The sequence below is a fragment of the Methylocystis echinoides genome (assembly GCF_040687965.1).
Lineage (GTDB): Bacteria > Pseudomonadota > Alphaproteobacteria > Rhizobiales > Beijerinckiaceae > Methylocystis > Methylocystis echinoides_A.
Window position 1 is genome coordinate 2772246 of sequence record NZ_CP156084.1, and the last position, 18316, is coordinate 2790561.

26 protein-coding genes are annotated in these 18316 nt (G+C 59.9%); 5 read left to right on the forward strand and 21 right to left on the reverse strand.

The features are described from left to right. Positions 1–335 precede the first annotated feature (335 nt). From RVU70_RS13565 to RVU70_RS13600, 8 genes are all read right to left on the reverse strand, one after another. On the reverse strand, positions 336–659 hold the full coding sequence (locus RVU70_RS13565; RefSeq protein WP_363347123.1) for a DUF5132 domain-containing protein: 324 nt from the start codon (positions 657–659) through the stop codon (positions 336–338). Between the two features lie 2337 nt (positions 660–2996). Further along, complete coding sequence (locus RVU70_RS13570; RefSeq protein ID WP_363347125.1) at positions 2997–3380, reverse strand: hypothetical protein; 384 nt, start codon at positions 3378–3380, stop codon at positions 2997–2999. 863 nt (positions 3381–4243) lie between these two features. After that, positions 4244–4441: a hypothetical protein gene (locus RVU70_RS13575; protein WP_363347127.1), complete on the reverse strand. Its 198-nt coding sequence runs from the start codon at positions 4439–4441 to the stop codon at positions 4244–4246. 165 nt (positions 4442–4606) lie between these two features. Beyond that, a complete protein-coding gene (locus RVU70_RS13580; protein ID WP_363347130.1) occupies positions 4607–4849 on the reverse strand; it encodes a hypothetical protein in 243 nt (80 codons plus the stop codon). Continuing rightward, the gene (locus RVU70_RS13585) at positions 4849–5514 is read right to left on the reverse strand and encodes a hypothetical protein (RefSeq protein WP_363347132.1); all 666 of its coding nucleotides are present in this window, start codon (positions 5512–5514) and stop codon (positions 4849–4851) included. Before RVU70_RS13585 ends, RVU70_RS13580 begins: the two co-directional genes overlap by 1 nt. Further along, positions 5504–6127 (reverse strand): terminase small subunit, encoded by a 624-nt coding sequence (locus RVU70_RS13590; RefSeq protein WP_363347134.1) that lies wholly within the window; start codon positions 6125–6127, stop codon positions 5504–5506. The genes RVU70_RS13585 and RVU70_RS13590 overlap by 11 nt, the downstream gene beginning before the upstream one ends. Then, positions 6127–6576, reverse strand: coding sequence for a hypothetical protein (locus RVU70_RS13595; protein WP_363347136.1), 450 nt, complete (start codon positions 6574–6576; stop codon positions 6127–6129). The genes RVU70_RS13590 and RVU70_RS13595 overlap by 1 nt, the downstream gene beginning before the upstream one ends. Beyond that, entirely contained in the window at positions 6573–6791 is a 219-nt protein-coding gene (locus tag RVU70_RS13600; protein ID WP_363347138.1) for a hypothetical protein, read from the reverse strand. The genes RVU70_RS13595 and RVU70_RS13600 overlap by 4 nt, the downstream gene beginning before the upstream one ends. Positions 6792–7162: 371 nt before the next feature. Here RVU70_RS13600 and RVU70_RS13605 point away from each other — a divergent pair, with 371 nt between their 5' ends. After that, on the forward strand, positions 7163–7501 hold the full coding sequence (locus tag RVU70_RS13605; protein ID WP_363347140.1) for a hypothetical protein: 339 nt from the start codon (positions 7163–7165) through the stop codon (positions 7499–7501). 273 nt (positions 7502–7774) lie between these two features. Here the strand turns inward: RVU70_RS13605 and RVU70_RS13615 are convergent, their stop codons facing one another. The 13 genes from RVU70_RS13615 to RVU70_RS13675 form a co-directional block, all read right to left on the reverse strand. Beyond that, positions 7775–8272, reverse strand: a complete 498-nt coding sequence (locus RVU70_RS13615) for a hypothetical protein (RefSeq protein WP_363347144.1) — start codon at positions 8270–8272, stop codon at positions 7775–7777. Next, a complete protein-coding gene (locus tag RVU70_RS13620; RefSeq protein WP_363347145.1) occupies positions 8269–8553 on the reverse strand; it encodes a hypothetical protein in 285 nt (94 codons plus the stop codon). Before RVU70_RS13620 ends, RVU70_RS13615 begins: the two co-directional genes overlap by 4 nt. Next, positions 8550–10265 carry a DUF3631 domain-containing protein gene (locus RVU70_RS13625; RefSeq protein ID WP_363347147.1) on the reverse strand — a complete coding sequence of 572 codons (1716 nt, stop codon included), beginning with the start codon at positions 10263–10265 and terminating at the stop codon, positions 8550–8552. Before RVU70_RS13625 ends, RVU70_RS13620 begins: the two co-directional genes overlap by 4 nt. Then, positions 10258–10473, reverse strand: coding sequence for a hypothetical protein (locus tag RVU70_RS13630; RefSeq protein ID WP_363347150.1), 216 nt, complete (start codon positions 10471–10473; stop codon positions 10258–10260). The genes RVU70_RS13625 and RVU70_RS13630 overlap by 8 nt, the downstream gene beginning before the upstream one ends. Then, a complete protein-coding gene (locus RVU70_RS13635; RefSeq protein ID WP_363347152.1) occupies positions 10470–10703 on the reverse strand; it encodes a hypothetical protein in 234 nt (77 codons plus the stop codon). The genes RVU70_RS13630 and RVU70_RS13635 overlap by 4 nt, the downstream gene beginning before the upstream one ends. Beyond that, a complete protein-coding gene (locus RVU70_RS13640) occupies positions 10700–10972 on the reverse strand; it encodes a hypothetical protein (RefSeq protein ID WP_363347154.1) in 273 nt (90 codons plus the stop codon). Before RVU70_RS13640 ends, RVU70_RS13635 begins: the two co-directional genes overlap by 4 nt. A 4-nt stretch (positions 10973–10976) precedes the next feature. Then, positions 10977–11207 (reverse strand): helix-turn-helix domain-containing protein, encoded by a 231-nt coding sequence (locus tag RVU70_RS13645; protein WP_363347156.1) that lies wholly within the window; start codon positions 11205–11207, stop codon positions 10977–10979. 69 nt (positions 11208–11276) lie between these two features. Continuing rightward, entirely contained in the window at positions 11277–11987 is a 711-nt protein-coding gene (locus tag RVU70_RS13650; protein WP_363347158.1) for a hypothetical protein, read from the reverse strand. A gap of 97 nt (positions 11988–12084) precedes the next feature. Continuing rightward, positions 12085–12432: a hypothetical protein gene (locus RVU70_RS13655; RefSeq protein WP_363347160.1), complete on the reverse strand. Its 348-nt coding sequence runs from the start codon at positions 12430–12432 to the stop codon at positions 12085–12087. A 154-nt stretch (positions 12433–12586) separates the two neighbouring features. Then, entirely contained in the window at positions 12587–12730 is a 144-nt protein-coding gene (locus tag RVU70_RS13660) for a hypothetical protein (protein ID WP_363347162.1), read from the reverse strand. Beyond that, complete coding sequence (locus RVU70_RS13665) at positions 12723–12929, reverse strand: hypothetical protein (protein WP_363347164.1); 207 nt, start codon at positions 12927–12929, stop codon at positions 12723–12725. Before RVU70_RS13665 ends, RVU70_RS13660 begins: the two co-directional genes overlap by 8 nt. Before the next feature lie 15 nt (positions 12930–12944). Then, the gene (locus RVU70_RS13670; protein ID WP_363347166.1) at positions 12945–13532 is read right to left on the reverse strand and encodes a hypothetical protein; all 588 of its coding nucleotides are present in this window, start codon (positions 13530–13532) and stop codon (positions 12945–12947) included. Positions 13533–13638: 106 nt separating this feature from the next. Continuing rightward, positions 13639–14955, reverse strand: coding sequence for a site-specific integrase (locus RVU70_RS13675; RefSeq protein ID WP_363347168.1), 1317 nt, complete (start codon positions 14953–14955; stop codon positions 13639–13641). Positions 14956–15727: 772 nt separating this feature from the next. Between RVU70_RS13675 and RVU70_RS13680 the strand changes: the two genes are divergently transcribed. From RVU70_RS13680 to RVU70_RS13695, 4 genes are all read left to right on the forward strand, one after another. Beyond that, positions 15728–16729, forward strand: a complete 1002-nt coding sequence (locus RVU70_RS13680) for a glycosyltransferase family 2 protein (RefSeq protein WP_363347170.1) — start codon at positions 15728–15730, stop codon at positions 16727–16729. Between the two features lie 133 nt (positions 16730–16862). Next, complete coding sequence (locus RVU70_RS13685; RefSeq protein WP_363347172.1) at positions 16863–16997, forward strand: hypothetical protein; 135 nt, start codon at positions 16863–16865, stop codon at positions 16995–16997. 75 nt (positions 16998–17072) lie between these two features. Beyond that, complete coding sequence (locus RVU70_RS13690) at positions 17073–17318, forward strand: hypothetical protein (protein ID WP_363347173.1); 246 nt, start codon at positions 17073–17075, stop codon at positions 17316–17318. Positions 17319–17540: 222 nt separating this feature from the next. Beyond that, on the forward strand, positions 17541–18239 hold the full coding sequence (locus RVU70_RS13695; protein WP_363347175.1) for a response regulator transcription factor: 699 nt from the start codon (positions 17541–17543) through the stop codon (positions 18237–18239). Positions 18240–18316 lie beyond the last annotated feature (77 nt).

Genomic DNA, 18316 nt, shown 5'->3' on the forward strand with positions numbered 1-18316 from the left:
CTCTTCCTTCCGAGTCGCCCGAGCCGAGCATTTCCGCGACCTCGGCTACTCGAAGCCAAACGTCATGCCCGTCATGATCACCGTTCCGCCTTAGATGCAGGGCGTGGTCCCGAGCCTTCCTGGGGGCTCTGTGTTTATGACGAGCCCTGAGGACTTTGGCATGGATTTCTATCGCTTCTTCAAGGGATACTTTCATGAGAAGCCGCCTCAGACCGAAAGCCGCGCTGTGGAGACTTTACTATCCGTCTCTGCCTTGCGGCTAGCCTGCGTCGCGTCTCGGCGGCTTCCCGTCGCATAACCCGGCGCGGAGCCGCCGGCTGGTTCCCGTTACTCAGCTAATGCGCTGGCCGAGCGCGCGGTTCATGATGCGGCGCGTGGGTGCGAACAGTCCTATGAGGGGTTTCCTCTTCGCGGCTATGCGCTTCCACCTCGTCATCTCGCTCAGCGCGGGCCTCCGCCACGACGTTGCCCGCAGCCTCATACGCCTCCGAAACCGCTCCACGAGCCTCATCGTAGATCACGATTCCGGTCTTGATGAGTTCTTTGGCGACGGGCCTTAGTATACGCAGCAAGGTCGGGCCCAAGAGAACCGCCCCTAACCCAAGCGCCGCTGGCCCCGCAGCGCCTTCCATTTTGAAAAGGTCCTCGAACAGTGCCATTTCGGCCTCCGCTTGCTGTCACAGGAGCGTCAAATTGTGGCTTGTGCCGTTCAATCAAGCCCGCCCATCGCTGCTGATTTTTAGAGATGGCTTCGGCACCCCCTATAGCCGGGGAACAGCTGAAAGCCTCTCCGGCTTGCAACACGCGCACGGAAGAATACGCCGCGCAGCGGGGGCGGGGGCGGGGCTGTCGCGACGCAGGTGTTCGGCGACGCGTGCAACAAAAAGGCACCGCAACCCTCGCGGTCTTCGAGCGTTAACCAGGCGGTCATGACGCTGGGCGATCATGATCGCCCAGGATGCGTCCCGCGAAGGCGCACCTGCTCAACTGGCGGCTCACCATTCAGACCCCGGTGGGCCGCCGCTCCCCTTCCAATCGCTTACCCTCAAACAAAAAGCCCGGCGCGCGGCCGGGCCAAGGAGAAGAACGGACATCCAAACAACCATCCGACTGTGGCCCTCGTTCCACCCGAAGTAGCCGAATGATCCGCCAGGGCACCTCTATAATAGGCCTTCCCTGTCTGAGGAAAGCCCCCAGCCAATGCCGGGGGCAGACGACACCACGCAAAGCCGACCTTTCCCGCTCTATCTCCAGTGCACGCAACGTTTGTGGCCGAAACCGTGCGACGGGTGAAAGCGACGCGTCCACTTGATGCATTCCTTGCCCGGAGGGGGCAAATAGTGCCTAGCCTCTTGGACCAGCGACCGGCTTTCCGGCGAAACCGCGACACTCAGAGGACCAGCGGACCCTTGCGATGTGTTGGCGAGGGAAAATGCACCGCAGATGGTCACGAGACACGCGGCCCTTATTGACGTAAGCATTGCAGGTCCTCCCATGTGTTTCCGGTAAGCTACACAGATGCAGATGGGAGTGGCTGTAGAGCGGTCAAGCACATAGGGGCGAACAGCCCTCCTCAGTTTCGCCTTTTGCGAATTTGCCGAAGGCTTGTAGGCGGAGCAGCGTAGCCGACGTTTCAGAGAAGGGTCATCACAGACCCAGGTCAATATCGAGCCCGGACGGCGGCGCATCCATCTGGTGGGTCATCCCCGGCCTAAGGCGGCCTGTGCCTTCGAGAGTGCGAGCTTCTTGCGGAACTTTGGGGGTCGCAAAGCGTTGGTTTCGATCGAGGTGGATTTAACGAAGTAAGAGGGTCGCGATCCGTAATAATTCGTACCGCGACTGTTTTCATAGTGGAGGGTTCGCCATGGCAACTGTTAACCGCTACGGGCCCTACCTTGTCTCCCTTGGATTCGGGGACATTTTCCAGCCAGGACAGGTCAGGGGCTATACTTTTGGACCGTGGCCTCCCTTTGGCGAATCAGCGGTTACAGTTTCGGTACACCCTACTCGTGATGAATTTCGCGAGAAAAGCATTTCATTGGAAAGCGTTGTGTCTCGAAAACGGCCAAACGGCGAGCATTTCATCGATTGCACGTATAAGAACACAAGCTCAGAGGGAATGAAATTTTGGTCACTCTACCTGTGCGTCGTTTCGCCCTAGACCTGAGTGGGGAGGGAGGTTGAAATGAAGATATTTGCAGTTCATGACACAGATGGAAATATTTCCGCTCTCCTTACTGTGCCACCAAATTCGCCGCCCGGAGAGATTAACATTGGTCCAAGCCAATTTAGGACAGAGTTGAAGTTGGCGGGGATGAGCATCGACCTTAACGATCCCCAAATACATGATCGACTAAATGAGCTAATCGAGACTCACAAAGTCGAATGCGGAGCTGCCAAGGCAACACTCGTTAAGAAACGCTGACCCAGCGAGCGCGCTGGTTAACCATGACGTGCTCCTTTGGTCTTGTAGACCATGAGGATGTTCGCGGCGTAGTCACGAGTTACAGATGCTGGTAGGCCGCGCAGAACTGCAGGAAGGTGGCTTCATCCGCTACCCTATGCAATCGTGCTGCGACGGCTAATTCAGCCTCGACCCCTCGCCCCGCGCCGGAGCAGAAAGCCGCGCAAACAGCGCCCAAGCCGCCTGAGCGTTCCGAGCCTCAGCCGCCGCTTCTTCGATGGCGTCCATAGGCTCGACGGCATCCTGCAACATTATCTCCAGAAAATCGGTAAGAGCCCGACCGGCGGTGAAAGCCACCCGAAGCGCTTCTTTGTTGCTGTCGAAAAGCGAACACGAAGACGGCGGAATTAGCGATAGCTTATGCGCGCGGTACCATCGGCAACGTTAGTTTTGACGGCAAAGTGGCAGACGGTTGCTTGGTTAAAACTAAGATTGGGACCGTCATCGGCGAGGTGACGCGAGGTCCCAACCGCGCCTAAAAACGAAAACGCCCCGCCGATACATCCACAGTCGGGGCGCTTTGCGTTTCAAGCTACCACCAATAAGGGCCGCCGAAGAGCGCCCACAACGGCGCTGTCGCTAAGCCCACCGCAGCGCCGGCCAAAGCCCCAGCCGGATTGTAGCCATAGTAGCCATAACGGGGATAGTAGCCATAGTAGCCGTAACGGCGTGGATAGTAGCCATAGTAGCCGTAATGGCGATGGTAGCGCGCATAGTGCCAATGACGATGCGTATGGGCGTATCGCCAATGGTGGTGGTGATGATACCGATAGTGGACTTGTTCAAGCGGCGAATCCGGGCTGATTGTCGCCCGATCGGGGATGCTCATAACGCCGGCGTTTGCGCTCAGAGGAGCCGCGATCGTCAAAGCCGCGAACGCCGCCAACGCCACGCTGACTTTTCCTGACGTCTTCATGTCCGTCTCCTTTTTTGACGGAGACAAAAGCGGCAGCGTATCTGTCAACTATTCGCCTCGCGTCAAGACTGACTTCTCATTTGGACGATACCGTCGCTTCGTCGAGATGTGTGGGTCGTTTTCAACGGGCTTTCGTCCGCCTTCCGGCGTTCGAATGCGGGGCTCGACCTCGTCGCGTTCTTCCGCTCTTGCTTTTGCGGCCGCGTCACGCTGGAAGAGCTCACGACTTCGCGTTGCTGGAGTCTTAATCGACGTGCGCTGCCGCACCGACAGGGAGGGAAGCGTCCGCTAGTGTAGCAGAAAGCAGCTAAAAGAGACGGCAACGATGCAAGCAATCGTATGCGGCGGACGAAACGTCGGCAGAACCGAGCCGCTGGATCGTCAAGGCTAGAGAGAGCCTTGCGCGACCCGTCTTTAAGCGGGGCGGGCGTGGCAGTTCGCTCGATGGCCTGTAGATCGCGCCAAGGAAGGCCGAAGAGCCCGCCATCAAGACAATAGATGCCATCCCCAACCCGCCCGCAAAGACAAAGCAGATGGTTGCGAGCACTATTCCGGTTCGCACGGCCTCCCAATCGCGATCCTTGGCGACTTTGTAGGTGGCGACGGCGAGGACTAAACCCGAGACGCCGAACGCCGCAGCGCCGAGGGAAAGAAGGATGGGAATCACAGGCTTTAAACGCTCCAGCTACCAAGCTGACCAAATCCAACACGATGGAAACCGCATGGCATAAATCCGCCTTCGCGGATGCGCGGCAGCGCAGAGACGACGAGGCGCTACTTCATCCGCGTCCGCTGATTCATCAGCTTCGCTTTTAACGGGGCTTGCGCTGTAGAATTCCCAATCAACGTGCCCTGTCCGCTGGCTAGCACCGCCTTAAAGCGCCGTGGGTTTCCAACTCTCGCAGGATTGCCTCGCGAACTGCGCCCTCCCATTTCTTGGGCGGGTTCAAATCCGCAAGAATGCTCGCGACAATGCGCTGCGCTCGGGGGTTTTTTGCCAGTCTCGCCTCTAGCTCTTCGAGCGGCGTAACAAGTTGCCTGGGTTTTTCATCTTCGGCCATGAAGCATCCACCTTGCGGAGTCAGACGCGGCGGTGAACTCTTCCCTGACAGTCCGCCAAACCCCTTCTTTCGATGTTCACATCCGAGAAAGGCGATGTTGGGACAGTCTTTTTCGCTTGAACGTCGTTTAGCAGCAGCAGTGCACGTTGCGCCGCCCGAAGGATATCAATTCAGCCGCACCCCCTCATCCAGCGCCGCCCCCGACAGGCGCGTGAACAACTCCCACGCCGCCGCCGCCTCTCGGGCCTCCTCCGCCGCTTCCTCGATGGCGTCCAGGGTCCGCGCGGACTCCCCTTGCATTACGGACTCAAGGAAATCCAGCAGCGCCTTGTTGGCATTGAACGCAGACCGGCACGCCGTCTTAAACGCCTCGCGCGCCTCAGCCGATTTGAACATGTCGCGCGCCATCAATCGTCCCGGTAGTAGCGCCGCAGAGACATACGGGTTTGCCAGTCGAGCAGGTCGCGCGCCGACTTCGCCTTCGCGTCGGCAATCTCCAGGTCCGCATCCGACGCGAGACCAAGGCCGGCAGGCGCTTTTCGCCGTAGATAGTTGCCCGTCGAAGCAGCACCCGAAAGCAGAGTCCCCGCCGCCTTCATTCGTCCTTGCCGCCTCAATTGGCCCGCTTGATCGCTGCGAGCGTTCGCGACATTCTGACCCTCGATCATGGCGTTCTGGGCCTCATAGTTCAGTTGGCGCATCTCCGTCTCGCCCGCGAACAATGCGACGGCCTTGTTATATTCGCCCTGCTCTTCAATGCCGGCGACGGTGTTGACGTAGGACGCATCCGTGGTCCCGCCACCCGACGCGGCGTTAACCGCTTGCGCCCTGGATAAAGCGAGGTTCTTATCCTCAACGCGCGCCATCGCCTCGCGCTGTGAACTGGCCATCGCGGTTGTCGCCGCATAGTTCAGCGCCTTGGCCTTGTTCTGAGCGTTCATAATGTCAAAGTAGCGCTGCGCGTCGAGTGCGCTCGCCTGTTCGTTCGCGGAACTGTATTCGCCATAGGCGCTAAGCAATGTGCTGCCAGCGGATATTCCCGCGGCTGCCATCGTAAGAGGGTCAAACCCCATTTTTCGCCTTCCCTTCCATCGCCCGCCGGCCGGTCTCCAGCAGGAACGCGAGCTTGCGAGCCGTCTCGATCGTCAGCGCCTGGTCGCCCTTGGTCTCTATCGGCCCGCCATCTTTGCCCGTCAGTTCCACCCTCTCCGAGAACATGCCGAGATGCTTGCCGATCTTGTCCAAAGCCGCGAGCTTGTCGTGGAACTTAACCCGAATGCCGTCGCGGGTTTGGGCGACTTCCGCGATGGCCGCAGCCGTGTCGTCGTCGATCGCGGCGCTATCCAGCATCGAGACGCCATTACTAACAGTCTCATTGCCATCCGCGTCTCTGACGGCGACGCCTTCACCCCATCGGACAGCCTTCCGAATGTCCGCGTAGCCGATCTTCGCAAGCTCCAACAGCGTGCGCTCGATTGTGATCTCGGCGCGCTTGGCGGCATTGGCCTGAATCTCCTGGACCCTTAGCACAACCTTAGCATCGGTTAGCAGTCGAGAGGCGCTGGCGTCGACCGCGTCTTCATTTTCGCCCTCGTAACCAGCCGCACGATAAGCCTCGCGCTGAGACGCGCCCTTGGCGATCTCTTGCGCGAAGATTTCATGGCGAGGGTTATGCAGGACGGGCATTAGTAACCGACCCGCGCTCGCTCTGCCGCAAGCGCCGCGAGGTTTGCCAAAGCACTGTTGCGGTCAGGCAATCCTGCTTTGAGGATGACGCCATCCGATCTCACCACGCACCACTTGTTAACCGGGCCACGCCAGCGGGCCTTCAGATCAGCAGCGGCGTTGTTATCGGCTTCCTCATCGGCGGAAGCCATGTTGTGCCGGGATAGCTCCACCATGCGAGCCCCTTTGTGCCAAACGTCGGCAACCAGCAAAAGCGCTCGCCATTCGCACGAGTCCGTCGCGACGATGATCTCGTCGTAAGGCCGCAACTGCGAGACGACATGCATCCAGAAGCCCGGCTCCAGCACGTCCTCCGGCTTGATGTGCTCCTCGACCGTCGCGAAAAATTGACTGCGCTGGCTTTCAGCGAGCTGGAAACGGGGGAGGCGAATGGTGGGGGCGTCAGTCATAGGTTCTCTGTCTCCTCAATGTTCTCGACGAATGCGCGAACGATTTTGGCGGCGTCGTTGTTGGCGGCGTTCATTTGCTTCGCGAGCTTCAGCCCTTCGCGCAGGTGCCAGCCCACCCGGCGAAGGGCCCCGCCCGACGGATCGAGCGACGCCAGGCTTGCGTCAACGACGGCGGCGAGAGCGACGGCAATCTGTTCGATTTCATGCGGCGTCATGTGAGAATCTTAAGCGCGCCGATTTCATGACGCCACGTCGCTTTTGCGGCCCTTGCGGGTTATGCGGTGTTTTTCATTGACGGAAACATGATCGCTGATCAGCCATCTGAGCCCGTGCCCTCCTTGCTGGCGTTGTCCTGAGTTGTCCCTGGAACAACACGAAATCCACTCACAACCACGAAACAAAGCTGCATTCGCGCAGTTCTACGATTATCGAGTTGTAGGAAAGCTCAGGTAGGGTCCATCTTCATAGGTTGTGGCTTCCCCTCAAATGGCTTAGGCCGTGCTCCCGCGATTCCCTCGCGAGCTTATCTGGGAGCTTCAGGTAAGTTCGCACTCTGAAAATCCGCTCAGACCGACAGCTGGGTTCCGTGGTCGATATCGCAGAAAAAATTCACGCGGCGATCACAAGCTGGGAGTCTTGCACGGGTGGGAAGATATCTGAACAAGGCAAGCAGATAATCGTCTCCACCGTGCGTGCGATTGTCTACGATCCGCATCCTGGCTGGCGTTTGCCCTCAGGCATGGAGCCATGGCCGACCATGGAAGAAGCCTTGGCCGAGGTGCAGCGAGACGCCATCAGCAAAATAGGGCCGGCCCTAGATCAGATCGCAGCCAAGTCTCCGGACGGCAAGACCGTCAATACCTTCGAGATGCTACATTCCTTCCACGAGATATTTCAGGTCTGGTGCCCGTTCCGGAAAGACTGACGCCGACACCGCTATAGTCCCGCGCGGCGGAAATACCCTGCGACCCGCGAGCTTACACGGTCGCCGCTCAGATACAGCCGCAACACCTCTTCATCCCCGTCGAGATGCATGGCGAGAGCCACCCTCGACACACGCCAGTGCCCTCCACTGATGCGGCGTCCGATCCGATGCACGGCACACCAGTGCTGGATTGTCCTGGGCGCAACTCCCGCCAGACGCGCGGCGACATTCACCCGGATTGCTTCGGCGGAATTGAATGGGCGCAAGATGTGGTCATCTTCCATTGTCACGCCCTTCTCGCAGTAGACCGGCGGTGGCAATCAACGCGGCTTCCGCCCGCCCATCGTCTTTGACCCTCGCGAAGAACTCCGCCTTGCTCGGCCAGCGCCGGATTGCTTCCGACCGCGCCGCATCCTTCGCCCCGTCCTTGCCCGGCGGAATCCCGACTTCCCGTTTCCAGGCGGATGGCGTCAGGAACGCCACCGGGAGGCCAACAGCGGCGCAGACGCCCTCGATGACGCCCTTAGACCTCCCGAAGGCAAAAGCGCCTGTGGGGCCTTCCTTGGGGCGCGCAGCGACGAACTCGACGAAAGCCTTAGACGCCTGCCAGCGGTAGACTATGGCCGAGAGAAGCGGAGCGTTCACGTTCGGGCGGTTGGCGGGGCCGTCGCGCAGTATCGGCATATCGGCGACTTCGAACAGATCGCCAGCCGCCGAGAGCAGCGCCAGCGCTCCCTTGGCCCCGATGTCGACGCCAATGATGTTGCTCATGCCACCCCCTTTGCCGGGACGCGGCGCAAGTCGATGGTTGTCGTGCGATCCGACACGATATTGCGGATGGTCAGTTGGCAGGGCCACCCCTCCACTGGGGCGGTCCACCAATCAGCCATCTCGTTCCGTAATTCGGCGACAAGTTGCGGCTTGATCTCCCGCAGCCTCGCTATCGCTTTTTCCGGCAGGTGCTCGGCTCCCACGAGCAAGACGTCGCCGCCGTCGAGGCTGACCGATACACCGTGCTCGCGAAGATAAGAGAGGGCCTTTCGCGCGCTCATAAGCGGATAACCCCTTTCTCGCCAGAGAGGGGGGTTCCGTCGGTCACTCGGTCACCTTGCCCAGAAAACATCGGCTTTTCAGGTGACCGAAGAGGTGACTGAACGATTTTGCGTCGGTCACCAGCCCCGTCGGTCACCTCACCCTCGACAGGTGACTGAACGAGGTGGTGACTGAGCGAATTTCCCTCGGTCACCTCTTCGGTCACCTCGAAACCCAAGGAATTGTAGGAAGGTGACCGAGTGACCGACGGAAGGGGGGTATCTGGCGAAAGCATATCGCCATTCAGGCCGGGACAATTTTGGCCATCCAGGTAACGCGCCCAAGCGTCGCGGAACTGCTCCCGCTTGAACCCCTTCGGCTTATCATATGCGCTGACGTGGACCGTTCCGGCGTGAATGCCAAACTCCTTGAGCTTCGCGCCCAGTTGCCGCGCCGTCATCGGCTTCCCACGGTTCCAGGTCGCCCAAGGCGCAGTTTCGTCCTCGACCAGCCGGCGAAGCAGTTCCGCCATTGCCATGCGGTCGACGCGCTCGACGTCGAAGGCGTCACGAATATCTTTGAGCAACTCTTCGTTCGCAGAAACCGCGTCCTGTTCCGCGCCACAAAGAGCCAGGGCCGCGCGCCGCGCTTCCTTCGGCCAGTTACCACCGGCGGCGTCTGCAATGGCCAGAAGCGGCTCCCAATTGTCTTGCGCGCGGTCGCCAAGTGCATCCGGCAAATCGGGACGGGCGCGCCCTATGCTCGGCCCGTAGTCCAATCCGAAGCGGGCCAACTTGCGGGCCAGCATTTCAAAGAGAGCCGGCTCAGCGTGGCGAAGGCGCTCGACCTTCTCATCCTTAAGTTTACGGCGAAGGTTCAGAATAATTCCCCGGCTCATGACCGTCCCAGGCAGACGCCCAATGCCGGCAATTGCCTTTGCGCTCCAGGTCGAGAACTGGCGGACCTCGTGGTTGTCGCCGACCGTGCGGATGACATATGCGCTCGTGCGGGTGTGGCCGCTGTTGATAACGCCCCGAAGCTCCTCATTCTCGCGGAAGAAGGCGTCCGCCTCGTCAATAAGCAACGTCGGGGCCTTCGCTTCGATCACGCGGAAGGTTGCGGCCGGCGAGATATTCGAGGCGAACAGCGCTCGGCGCGACAGGCGGCCAATCACGTCGAGCAACTGAGTTTTGCCACAGCCCTTTTCAGGGGCCGTGACGATAGCCAGCGGAGCCACCTGGACTGCGTCGATGACCCAAGTGAAAGCGACCCACAGAGAAGCCGCCGTAGCTGTCTCCGGCTCGCACACGATGAATCGCTTGATGGTGGCGCGCACGGCGTCGAGAACCTCGGCGACGCTGACAGGATATGCGCAAGGTTCCGTATCAGCGCAAAGTTCGACCGCTTCGGAAAGCGTAGTTTCCGCTTTCTTGGAGGAAACCTGCTTATCGAGTGTTGAGACTCGGCACCCAAGGCGCGTCGCTGCCGCATCACGCTCTGCGTCGTAGGAGATCGGATCAAGCGCCGCGAGGCGCTCAATCTCTGCCATGCCCGCAAGGTCGCCGCCGTGGCGGCTTACGCCAGCAGCCTTGTGGCGCACTGCCTCCTTGCAGTCGGCGACGACGGCTGAGGCGTTCCAACCTTCGCCATTTAGCCTGCGCCTGGCGTCGGCGCGCTCCTCGTCTGAGCCAGTTTCGAAATAATCTGGGAGATCAAGATCGTTGTCAGCCATTGCGTAGATCATTCATTTTGAGGCGATCACAACGGCCCACGTTGAAGCCCGCGAACCATGCATCGCGGCGCTCCAGTGGCCAGGAGTGAAAGCCAACAGGATAATCGGGGGAGTCCGTGAAGCCGGCCCTTGCGCCGGCGTCGTATTCGTCGGCGAACTCGGCGCGGATTCTCTCGCGCGCCGCCGTCGTCTTTGGGTTTGGAGTCATTCGACGCCCTCGCCTTTGTAAAGGGCGATAGCTTCCACAAGGGTGGCGCGGAGCTGCTTGAGATGGACGCCGCAACCCTCTATCGAGCCACGCGCGGCGGCTAGGCGAAGGCTTGTCGCGAGGTTCTCCAGAAGTTCGGCAAGCTCGCGCATGGCGTCGCAGCGCAGCCAGGCGGCGTCGAGATCACGCCCCTCTGGGGGGCGACGCGTGGTTTCGTCGGGGCTGATCACTGGCGGCCCTCTCCGAAGGCGAGACCGGCGACCAATTCGGCCATCGGCCCGGAAAGGCCAAACTGCCGGCGCAGTCGCGTGACCCGAAGCCGGCAAGCGTCGGTCACGACGTCGTCGGCAGCATCGCCCAGGGCGATCCAGTGTGATTTGGCTTGAAATGGAGGGAGGGTAGCGTATTGTGAAATCCGCGAGCCGCCATGCATCGCAATTTCATGACGCCCGTTCCCTGCGACATCAGGGGCGGGCGTCTCCGCATTTTGGAAGACCATTCCCTTAAGCGGCCTCGGGCGTCTCGCCGAGAAGACGGTGGATTTCTGCCAAGCTGACCAGCGTGCGATTGCCGATATGCGTCAGCTTGATTTCGCCTTTCGCGGCCAACGCGTAGAGGTGACTGCGGCTGACGGATAGCACGCGGCATGCGTCATTCACACGGTAGGCCAAAGGCTCGACTGGCACGCCAGCGCCAATCTTGCGGCCGGCAATTTGCGGATTTGCAGATGACATATAAGGCTATCTCCGTCCGCACCACGACGGGGGCGGCTAAGGACGGATGATGGCCTAAGGGCGTGCGATCTAGAATATGCCCTTTGTTCGCACGCCCTTGGCGATAATCTCCAGCTGCTTGTCATCCGCAGCGCGAACGGCCGCATTTGTGGCGTCTCTAAGAAAGCTGTCAATGACACGCTTTTCCATCATTTCTGGCGCGTCGCCACGGTCTTTGATCTTCTTCCGGTAGATGTCGGCAACGCGCTGGCGGTCGTTGAAAACCAAAAGTGCTCCACGGGAGCTAACCTGTTCTTTTTCGAAAGCCGCATGCCATTTTTCTAACGCGGCAGCGTAGTTCCCTCCGACTTTCAGGCTGCCGCTTGCCGGTTTCGAGACCACGCCTGCCAGCGATTTGGTGAGCGCTGCGATTTCTCTCGCCGCCGCCCTTCGCGAGCTGCCCTCAATGACCTTTAGGTCTACGGCTATCGCCAGAAATGCCCGAGCCCGCCAAATATCATCTGGGTCAACTGTCTTTCCCCCAGCCTTGCTGGGTTTCAGAAAGTGACGAACAGTGCCTCGGTCGAGTTCAATTAAGCCAAGAGCAAGCTCGTTCAACTCCAAGCAGATTAATGGGTGCACGCCATTTGCGTCTAAGTAATCCACAATCTCGCGCAGAGCGTGGACAAAGCGTTTTCTGGATCGCAAGGCACCTGTAAACCGCTTCTGTCCGTGAAAAGTCGTCCCCAATTCCTCAGCTAGCCTCGCCAAAGAATAGGAAGCTTTCTCGTCCGATCCCATTCGCGAGCCCTCGCGAAGCCCAAATGGTGCGCAGGGAAACGGGTGGGCTTTACCCGCTTGTCGGCCCGTCGGCCTATCCCTGCGCGTCTCGATGGCCTCAGGCGATATCCTGCGGCCAGTCCTCGTCAGTAACGACAGCCTCATCCAGGCGGCGCTTCGAGCGCTCAGACCGGCGCTTTGCCTTCGCGAGCCGGATATACTCCGCTTCGAAGAGCCGAGAGAACGCATCGTCGAGAATGTTGCTGAGTTCGTCGTCAGTCTTGCCGAGAACCGCGTCTCGTGCTGCGCGGGCGCAGGCGGCGTCGGCGTCTTCGTCCGAACCGAGCCAGCCGTCTGTCATCTCGGCGCGCATATATTCACGGAACGCTTCGGCGATCGGCATCGAGGCCCGCGCCTTCACGCGCTCACGCCATCGCGCCTGCCGTTCCTTGTTCGTCAAAGCCATTTGCTACCTGCCATTGTTACTAACGCGGATGTGGTGGCTGTTAGTAACGGATCAAGCCCGAAGGCTCCTTTATCCACAGGGAGAAACGGCCCGCCATTGGCGAGCCGCTCATATCATCCCGGAACGACAACATGTCGCTGCGCGCGCCGTGTGCTCAGCGGCTCAAGACGCGCTGCGCATACGCCTGGGCGGCGTCTTCGAAACGCGACGTTGTCCGCGCCATCCGGAGCAGCAAACGAGCAAGGCGCAGACGCTGGACGTGAAGGAACAGATCGAGGAGAGACTTGCGCTCAGTCATTGCCGCGCCTCTCCATACTCCGTTTATCGGCGGAGAAATCGCGTGGATGCAGCCACTCGACCAGATCGCACAGAAGCCCAGCGACGGCATTGGCGTCGTCCGGATTTTCGGGCAGTTGCTGAGCGATCCGCAGGGTGATTTGCCTTAGTTCGGCGAACGACTTGGGGGCGTGCGTTTCGGTAATGGTAGCGTCAGACATGGAAAAAACCTTTCTTCACAATGGGTCAAACATGAGCACTGACGCACGACCGCAGCAGCGCCTCCGCGATTCCCCGCACGGGGGGCAATCCTGGAGGTCCTCGTCGAGGAGATATGCAGCCTTACGCCGCGCCTCGTCGAGGGTGCGCACGGGACAGGCGGCAAGCGCGAGTAGCGCAGCCGTCTCCGCAGTAGCCGCAGCATTCTCCTCTTCGTGCGCCCGGTCGTCCTCGTCAAAAATCTTGTCGACGTTCGCGAGGTATTCCTGCTCTCGCGCATCCAGCTTTTCAGACGCCTGGCGAGCTAAATCAGCATCCCAAAACTCCATCATCACGATGCGGCGGCGCTCCATGTGGTAAAGGCCCTTGAGCACGCTTTTGCAGACTTCACGAGTAAGGGGTTCGTAGTCGGGGAGCGGGTCTCCTAGGCCGGTGGGCACCACTGGACAAACAACGGCATCAGCACGTTTCAGGGCGGCGAGCCATGTCCGGCGCGCTTCTCTATGCTCGTCGATAAGCCGCTCCAATTCGTCTCCCTGCCACGCGAGCGAGTCTGCCACGGCTGGAAGTGCGGCGACAGGCGTTGCGGCGAGGCCGACGAGCATTGTCCGACGGGTTGGTGTATCTATATCTCCAGTCATAATGCGGGGTTCCCAATTCTTCGCGTTGTGACGAAGGCCGGGGAGGGGGCCATCCCTCTCCGGCCGCTTATCAGGCGGATGCGCCGCCCGATCTCTTCCGCCCCAAGGGGGCGATGTTCGATTGATCCACAATCCCAAGTGACGGCAGCGCCGCCCGGACGGTCTCGGCGACATAATTCGGCGCGAGGTGCGCATAATGCTTTTCAGTCATGCGCGTGTCGGCGTGACCAAGCTGCGCGGCGATGACGCCCATCGGGACGCCCCGCATGGCGAGAGCGCTTGCATAGGTATGGCGCAGGATATGGAAGGTCGCAGCAGGTTCGAGCTTCGCACGATTGCTCGCGGCGTCGAGAGGGCGTTGCTGATGCGACGCTCCCCAGGCCTTGCCGTCGTCGCGGACGAAAATCAGATCACGCGCCGCCTTCCCGGCGGTTAGGTTCGCGAACAGCTGCCGGCCCTCGTCAGTCAGAGCCACATGGCGCGGCTTTCCGGCCTTCGATTCCCGAACGGTGACGGTGCCAGCTTCAGCGCCGAAGTCACTCGCCCGCATCCGAATCAACTCGCCATAGCGGCATCCTGTTAGAAGCGCCGCCCGCACAAGATCGCGGAACGCCCCGTCACAGGCGTTGACCAGACGGCGGGCTTCGTCGTCAGTCAGGAAGTGCACGATTGCTGAATCGGCTTCGCGGAACGGCTTCACCTTCCGCCAAGCGTCATCGGAGGCGACGCGCCCTTCGTGGAAGGCGTGGTTCAGCGCGGCCTTGAGAACGGTCAGCGTCCGGTTGGCGGTCGCACGGCGCGCCCGAACGGCGTCGTCGTCTTCGGCATCGATCTCTCGCCCAGCTGGCTTCTCTGAGAAGCGGCCGGCCCGCGCCAGCTTCGGGGCTTTGGCGAGCCGGGCCTGCCAGTCACGTAACCGCTTAGTCGTAAGCTTGGCTAACTCTATATCCCCAAGCTCAGGCAGAATGCGCACCCTTGCGGCGGCGCGGTCCTTGTCCAGCCCCTTCGAGCCTTTCCGCTCTCGCTCGCCGAAATAGGCGTCCATGGCCTTGGCGACCGTATACGGCCCATCCTCCGGGGCGAATTCGCCAGCCAGCTCACGCGCCTTGCGCTTGAAGAACTCTGCCGCTCGCTGTTGAGCCTGCGCAAAGGAGAAGACGGTCAGCCCGTCAGGGTCGCGGGCGTCATCCGCCGCGCCGAGCGATTCGTAATGCTGCTTTCCGTCGTCCGCCCGATGGCGAGCGATCCAGGTCCCGCCAAGCGCACCGCGCCGATAGCCTATAGCGCAGCCGGCCGAGATGACGGTCCAATAGGGCTCCCGGCGCTGCGGGAGCTTCGAACGGGCCGACCGCGTGTCGATCTTGGCGTTCTTGACTGTCCGGGCCATCGGCGCACCCTCGATTTCCGTATGCGGATAATATACGGAAAAGGCGTGCGTAGACAAGCGCGGACTGCTATGGAGAGAAAACTAGTGTTTTCCAGCCAGTTATGGCTAATCAGCCGTCCGCCAGCATCCGCTAATGTCTATGTTTTCCCCCTTTCACGGCGAAAACAGGGGTTCGAATCCCCTTGGGCGCGCCAAATCAATGCCAATGAATGCGGGATGGGTGCGCGTCTACGGATGCTAGACGCATTCAAATGGGCGGAGCTGTTCACGTCTCGCGCTCAAGCCATTGGATACTGCGGCGAGGTTGTCTTCCTGGCCGGCCCGATGCTCAAGGACCTGGCGCTCACCCTTAGACTTGCTCGGCTCCAGCGGTCCAGGCATTCAGCATGCCAGCGACCCCAAAGTCGCTGCGGAAGCGCGCTGACGCTTTCGTCTGGCCCACTGCAGGTCCCCACTTCTGCCTGAGATTTGGTGAGGCGGAGGTCGGGTAAGATCAAGTCAGCGCGGGCTTGGCGGCTTTACGTGCGGAGCCTTGACGCTCGAGCGGCGGACATTGCTGTTCACATCAGGATTGAATAGGCTAGAGCCAGCGCTCGGTTAAAGGCTCCTCCTGTCTAAGCGCGGGGTAAAATCACTGGAAAACAATGAAAGCGTCGCCGCCCCGCGCAACTTGCCTCGCGCGGAGCGCTGGTAGCAAGGCGATCGGCGTCCAACAATCGAAGCTATGCCGTTTAAACAAACGGCTCGCGTGTCATGGATGTGTGGAGGAGCCGTGAAATTATCTATTGCTATGGCGACGTATAATGGCGCGCAGTACATTGAAGAACAATTCAAGAGTTTCTCGGCTCAGACATTATTGCCGGACGAATTGGTAGTCTGCGACGACTGCTCCACCGATAGTACTCTCGATATCATCGAGGCTCTTGCAAGAGGGGCGGCGTTCAAGGTTCGCGTGCACCGCAACGAAAAGCGGCTTGGTTACGCGCGAAATTTCGAGAAGGCGCTGTCGCTATGTGAAAACGACCTCATCTTCCTCAGCGACCAGGATGACGTCTGGTTCCCTGAGAAGCTCAAATTGGTTCGGGACGCCTTTGTCTCTCACCCAGAAATCGAGGTCGTGATCAACGACGCGGAAGTAGCCGACGCCCAGTTGCATCCCAGCGGCGCAACAATGCTCTCAAATATGAGAAGAGCCGGCTTGAATGATCGCCTTTTTATCACTGGCTGCTGTACGACAATTACAAGAAAGTGGAGAGATTTCATTCTACCACTCCCCAGTGACGATGTCGCCCATGATCTTTGGATAAACATTGCTTCCTTTTATACGGACAAGCGGCTCGTACTTGAGCGGCCGCTCCAATACTATCGAAGGCACCAAAGCACCGCCACTGACTGGACTGTCAGTAGCGCAAAGCCGCCTTCCTTACTCAAGGTGATCATGGATCACCTTTTTGCTGATAGTTCTTCAGGATGGACGAGGACGCGTATCCTTGCGCAATCAGTTCGCGATCGACTGGCTGATAAGTCGCCGCCGCACATGCAGCCATCCGATGTCGAACGCAGTTTGCGACGGATTGAAAGCGAAATCCGGTTATTGGATGGACGCCTTATGGCGGTGTCCAAGTCGAGAATTCTGCGCGCTCCGTTGATAATAAGCCTGCTGACTTCCGGCTCGTATGGCGCGGCCAAGGGTTGGAAGAGCGCGCTGCGCGATTTTCTAGCCCCTCGCACGCAAGCCGCCGAGGAGCCGCCGCCTTCCTTCACCCTCCGGTAGCCTCGACTTACCTCGCGATTCTATCGGCGCGTGATACGGCGCGCGTGAAGCCGGTGACGTGCGCTCGCGCACTTACCGTCTCATCGCCCTGGGCTACCGTCGAAACATCAGAAGAGAAACACGGGAGTTGAACATGACCAAGGTCGCCAAAATCCTCACGACGATCGCCCTGCTGCTGAGCTTCAGCTTTGCCTTTGTCGCCCCTGCGGCTGCTGTTGAAGGCTTCGACAATTTTGACGCCCGCGCCTGCTACTGCACGGATCCGTAATAACTGCCGTTCTAGTTTGTGTCGGGGGTCCGTGCTATCGCAAAGCCGATAGTTGACCAGCGAGGGGGCCGGCCGATGCGAATGAAGATTTTGTGTGTTGCTTGTGGCGTCGTTTACGCCAATGTCGCTGTTGCGCAGCAGGTCATCAACCCGATCGTGCTGGCTCCCGCCGCACGTGCTGCGCTTCCACAAGGCGAGGTGACGATCGTCTCTCAGCGAACAATTCGATATGCAAAACAGAAGCGATCGAAGCTTCCCCCGAGAGGATTCACCGAAGACGAAGGGTCGCCCTTTGACTGGCCCTGGGCTGCTCAGCTGTAGTTAGCAAATTTCCTTTTCCGTAAAGCTTGTGCGTGGGCGTCTCGGGTCGGGAAATCGACGCGCGTCAACTTAACGCCCGCGCTGCGAGCCTTTCTCAACCGCTGACTTGACTATGAGCCAAAGCTTTGCAGAAAATCTGCGACATTCTGACAAGGTGCGTTGTGAGCGTTATATTGCGTTTAATTGGCAGCGTTTGATTCTGACACTCACTTGAGGATCGCCGTGGGAGACGTTCAAGACCAATTTTTCTGTGAAACCTTTCTTGCGAACTCGAAAGCGGAAGTCTTACCGCCGACCATCGTTATCATCGAAAGCCGCGCCCTTATCCGCGATTGTCTGGCGATGTGCCTGCGTGAGAAGCTCGGCCTTCCAGTCCTGACCTTTTCCAGCGTGAGCAATTGGCGCCAAAGTCGGCACGCTATTCCGGCGGGCGTGATCCTTCTCGGCGGCGTCGAGGAAAGCGACGTCGAGCAGGCTCCGTTGGTTTCTGAGCTCTCCAGCTGGGGGCAGGACGTTCCGGTCATCGTAATATCGGAAAAGGTCAGCTCGGATCGCGTGGCGAGCAGCCTGCTTGGCGGCGCGAAAGGCTACATCCCGAGCGACACCCCGCTCGAAATCGTCGCACGCGCGATCAAGCTCGTCCTCGTCGGCGGCGTCTTCGTCCCAGCCGACGCAGCCATCGAGATGTGGCAGGGCGCTGCGCCGAATACCGCTCAGTCTGAAAAGGCGCCGGGCTTTACCGCGCGCGAGCTCGAGGTCGCGAAGGCGCTGCTGAAAGGGATGTCCAACAAAGTCATTGCTCATGAACTCGGCGTGAGCGAGAGCAGCGTGAAACTGCATATCCGAAACGTGATGAGGAAACTGCAGGTTCGCAATCGCACCGAGGCGGCGATCAAACTAGGAGACATCCTGTCGCCGTGAGCCGGCGGGCGCTTTGGAGGAGAAGCCGGGGACGGCTTCTTCCCAGGCAGTGAGAACGCGCGCGATCCAGGGGAGCG

Bases quoted from the DNA above. Each gene is read 5' to 3' on its own strand.
- RVU70_RS13565 (WP_363347123.1), bottom strand. From the start codon at position 659: ATGGCACTGTTCGAGGACCTTTTCAAAATGGAAGGCGCTGCGGGGCCA.
- RVU70_RS13570 (WP_363347125.1), bottom strand. From the start codon at position 3,380: ATGAAGACGTCAGGAAAAGTCAGCGTGGCGTTGGCGGCGTTCGCGGCT.
- RVU70_RS13575 (WP_363347127.1), bottom strand. From the start codon at position 4,441: ATGGCCGAAGATGAAAAACCCAGGCAACTTGTTACGCCGCTCGAAGAG.
- RVU70_RS13580 (WP_363347130.1), bottom strand. From the start codon at position 4,849: ATGGCGCGCGACATGTTCAAATCGGCTGAGGCGCGCGAGGCGTTTAAG.
- RVU70_RS13585 (WP_363347132.1), bottom strand. From the start codon at position 5,514: ATGGGGTTTGACCCTCTTACGATGGCAGCCGCGGGAATATCCGCTGGC.
- RVU70_RS13590 (WP_363347134.1), bottom strand. From the start codon at position 6,127: ATGCCCGTCCTGCATAACCCTCGCCATGAAATCTTCGCGCAAGAGATC.
- RVU70_RS13595 (WP_363347136.1), bottom strand. From the start codon at position 6,576: ATGACTGACGCCCCCACCATTCGCCTCCCCCGTTTCCAGCTCGCTGAA.
- RVU70_RS13600 (WP_363347138.1), bottom strand. From the start codon at position 6,791: ATGACGCCGCATGAAATCGAACAGATTGCCGTCGCTCTCGCCGCCGTC.
- RVU70_RS13615 (WP_363347144.1), bottom strand. From the start codon at position 8,272: ATGAGCAACATCATTGGCGTCGACATCGGGGCCAAGGGAGCGCTGGCG.
- RVU70_RS13620 (WP_363347145.1), bottom strand. From the start codon at position 8,553: ATGAGCGCGCGAAAGGCCCTCTCTTATCTTCGCGAGCACGGTGTATCG.
- RVU70_RS13625 (WP_363347147.1), bottom strand. From the start codon at position 10,265: ATGGCTGACAACGATCTTGATCTCCCAGATTATTTCGAAACTGGCTCA.
- RVU70_RS13630 (WP_363347150.1), bottom strand. From the start codon at position 10,473: ATGACTCCAAACCCAAAGACGACGGCGGCGCGCGAGAGAATCCGCGCC.
- RVU70_RS13640 (WP_363347154.1), bottom strand. From the start codon at position 10,972: ATGGTCTTCCAAAATGCGGAGACGCCCGCCCCTGATGTCGCAGGGAAC.
- RVU70_RS13645 (WP_363347156.1), bottom strand. From the start codon at position 11,207: ATGTCATCTGCAAATCCGCAAATTGCCGGCCGCAAGATTGGCGCTGGC.
- RVU70_RS13650 (WP_363347158.1), bottom strand. From the start codon at position 11,987: ATGGGATCGGACGAGAAAGCTTCCTATTCTTTGGCGAGGCTAGCTGAG.
- RVU70_RS13655 (WP_363347160.1), bottom strand. From the start codon at position 12,432: ATGGCTTTGACGAACAAGGAACGGCAGGCGCGATGGCGTGAGCGCGTG.
- RVU70_RS13660 (WP_363347162.1), bottom strand. From the start codon at position 12,730: ATGACTGAGCGCAAGTCTCTCCTCGATCTGTTCCTTCACGTCCAGCGT.
- RVU70_RS13665 (WP_363347164.1), bottom strand. From the start codon at position 12,929: ATGTCTGACGCTACCATTACCGAAACGCACGCCCCCAAGTCGTTCGCC.
- RVU70_RS13670 (WP_363347166.1), bottom strand. From the start codon at position 13,532: ATGCTCGTCGGCCTCGCCGCAACGCCTGTCGCCGCACTTCCAGCCGTG.
- RVU70_RS13675 (WP_363347168.1), bottom strand. From the start codon at position 14,955: ATGGCCCGGACAGTCAAGAACGCCAAGATCGACACGCGGTCGGCCCGT.
- RVU70_RS13685 (WP_363347172.1), top strand. From the start codon at position 16,863: ATGACCAAGGTCGCCAAAATCCTCACGACGATCGCCCTGCTGCTGAGC.
- RVU70_RS13690 (WP_363347173.1), top strand. From the start codon at position 17,073: ATGCGAATGAAGATTTTGTGTGTTGCTTGTGGCGTCGTTTACGCCAAT.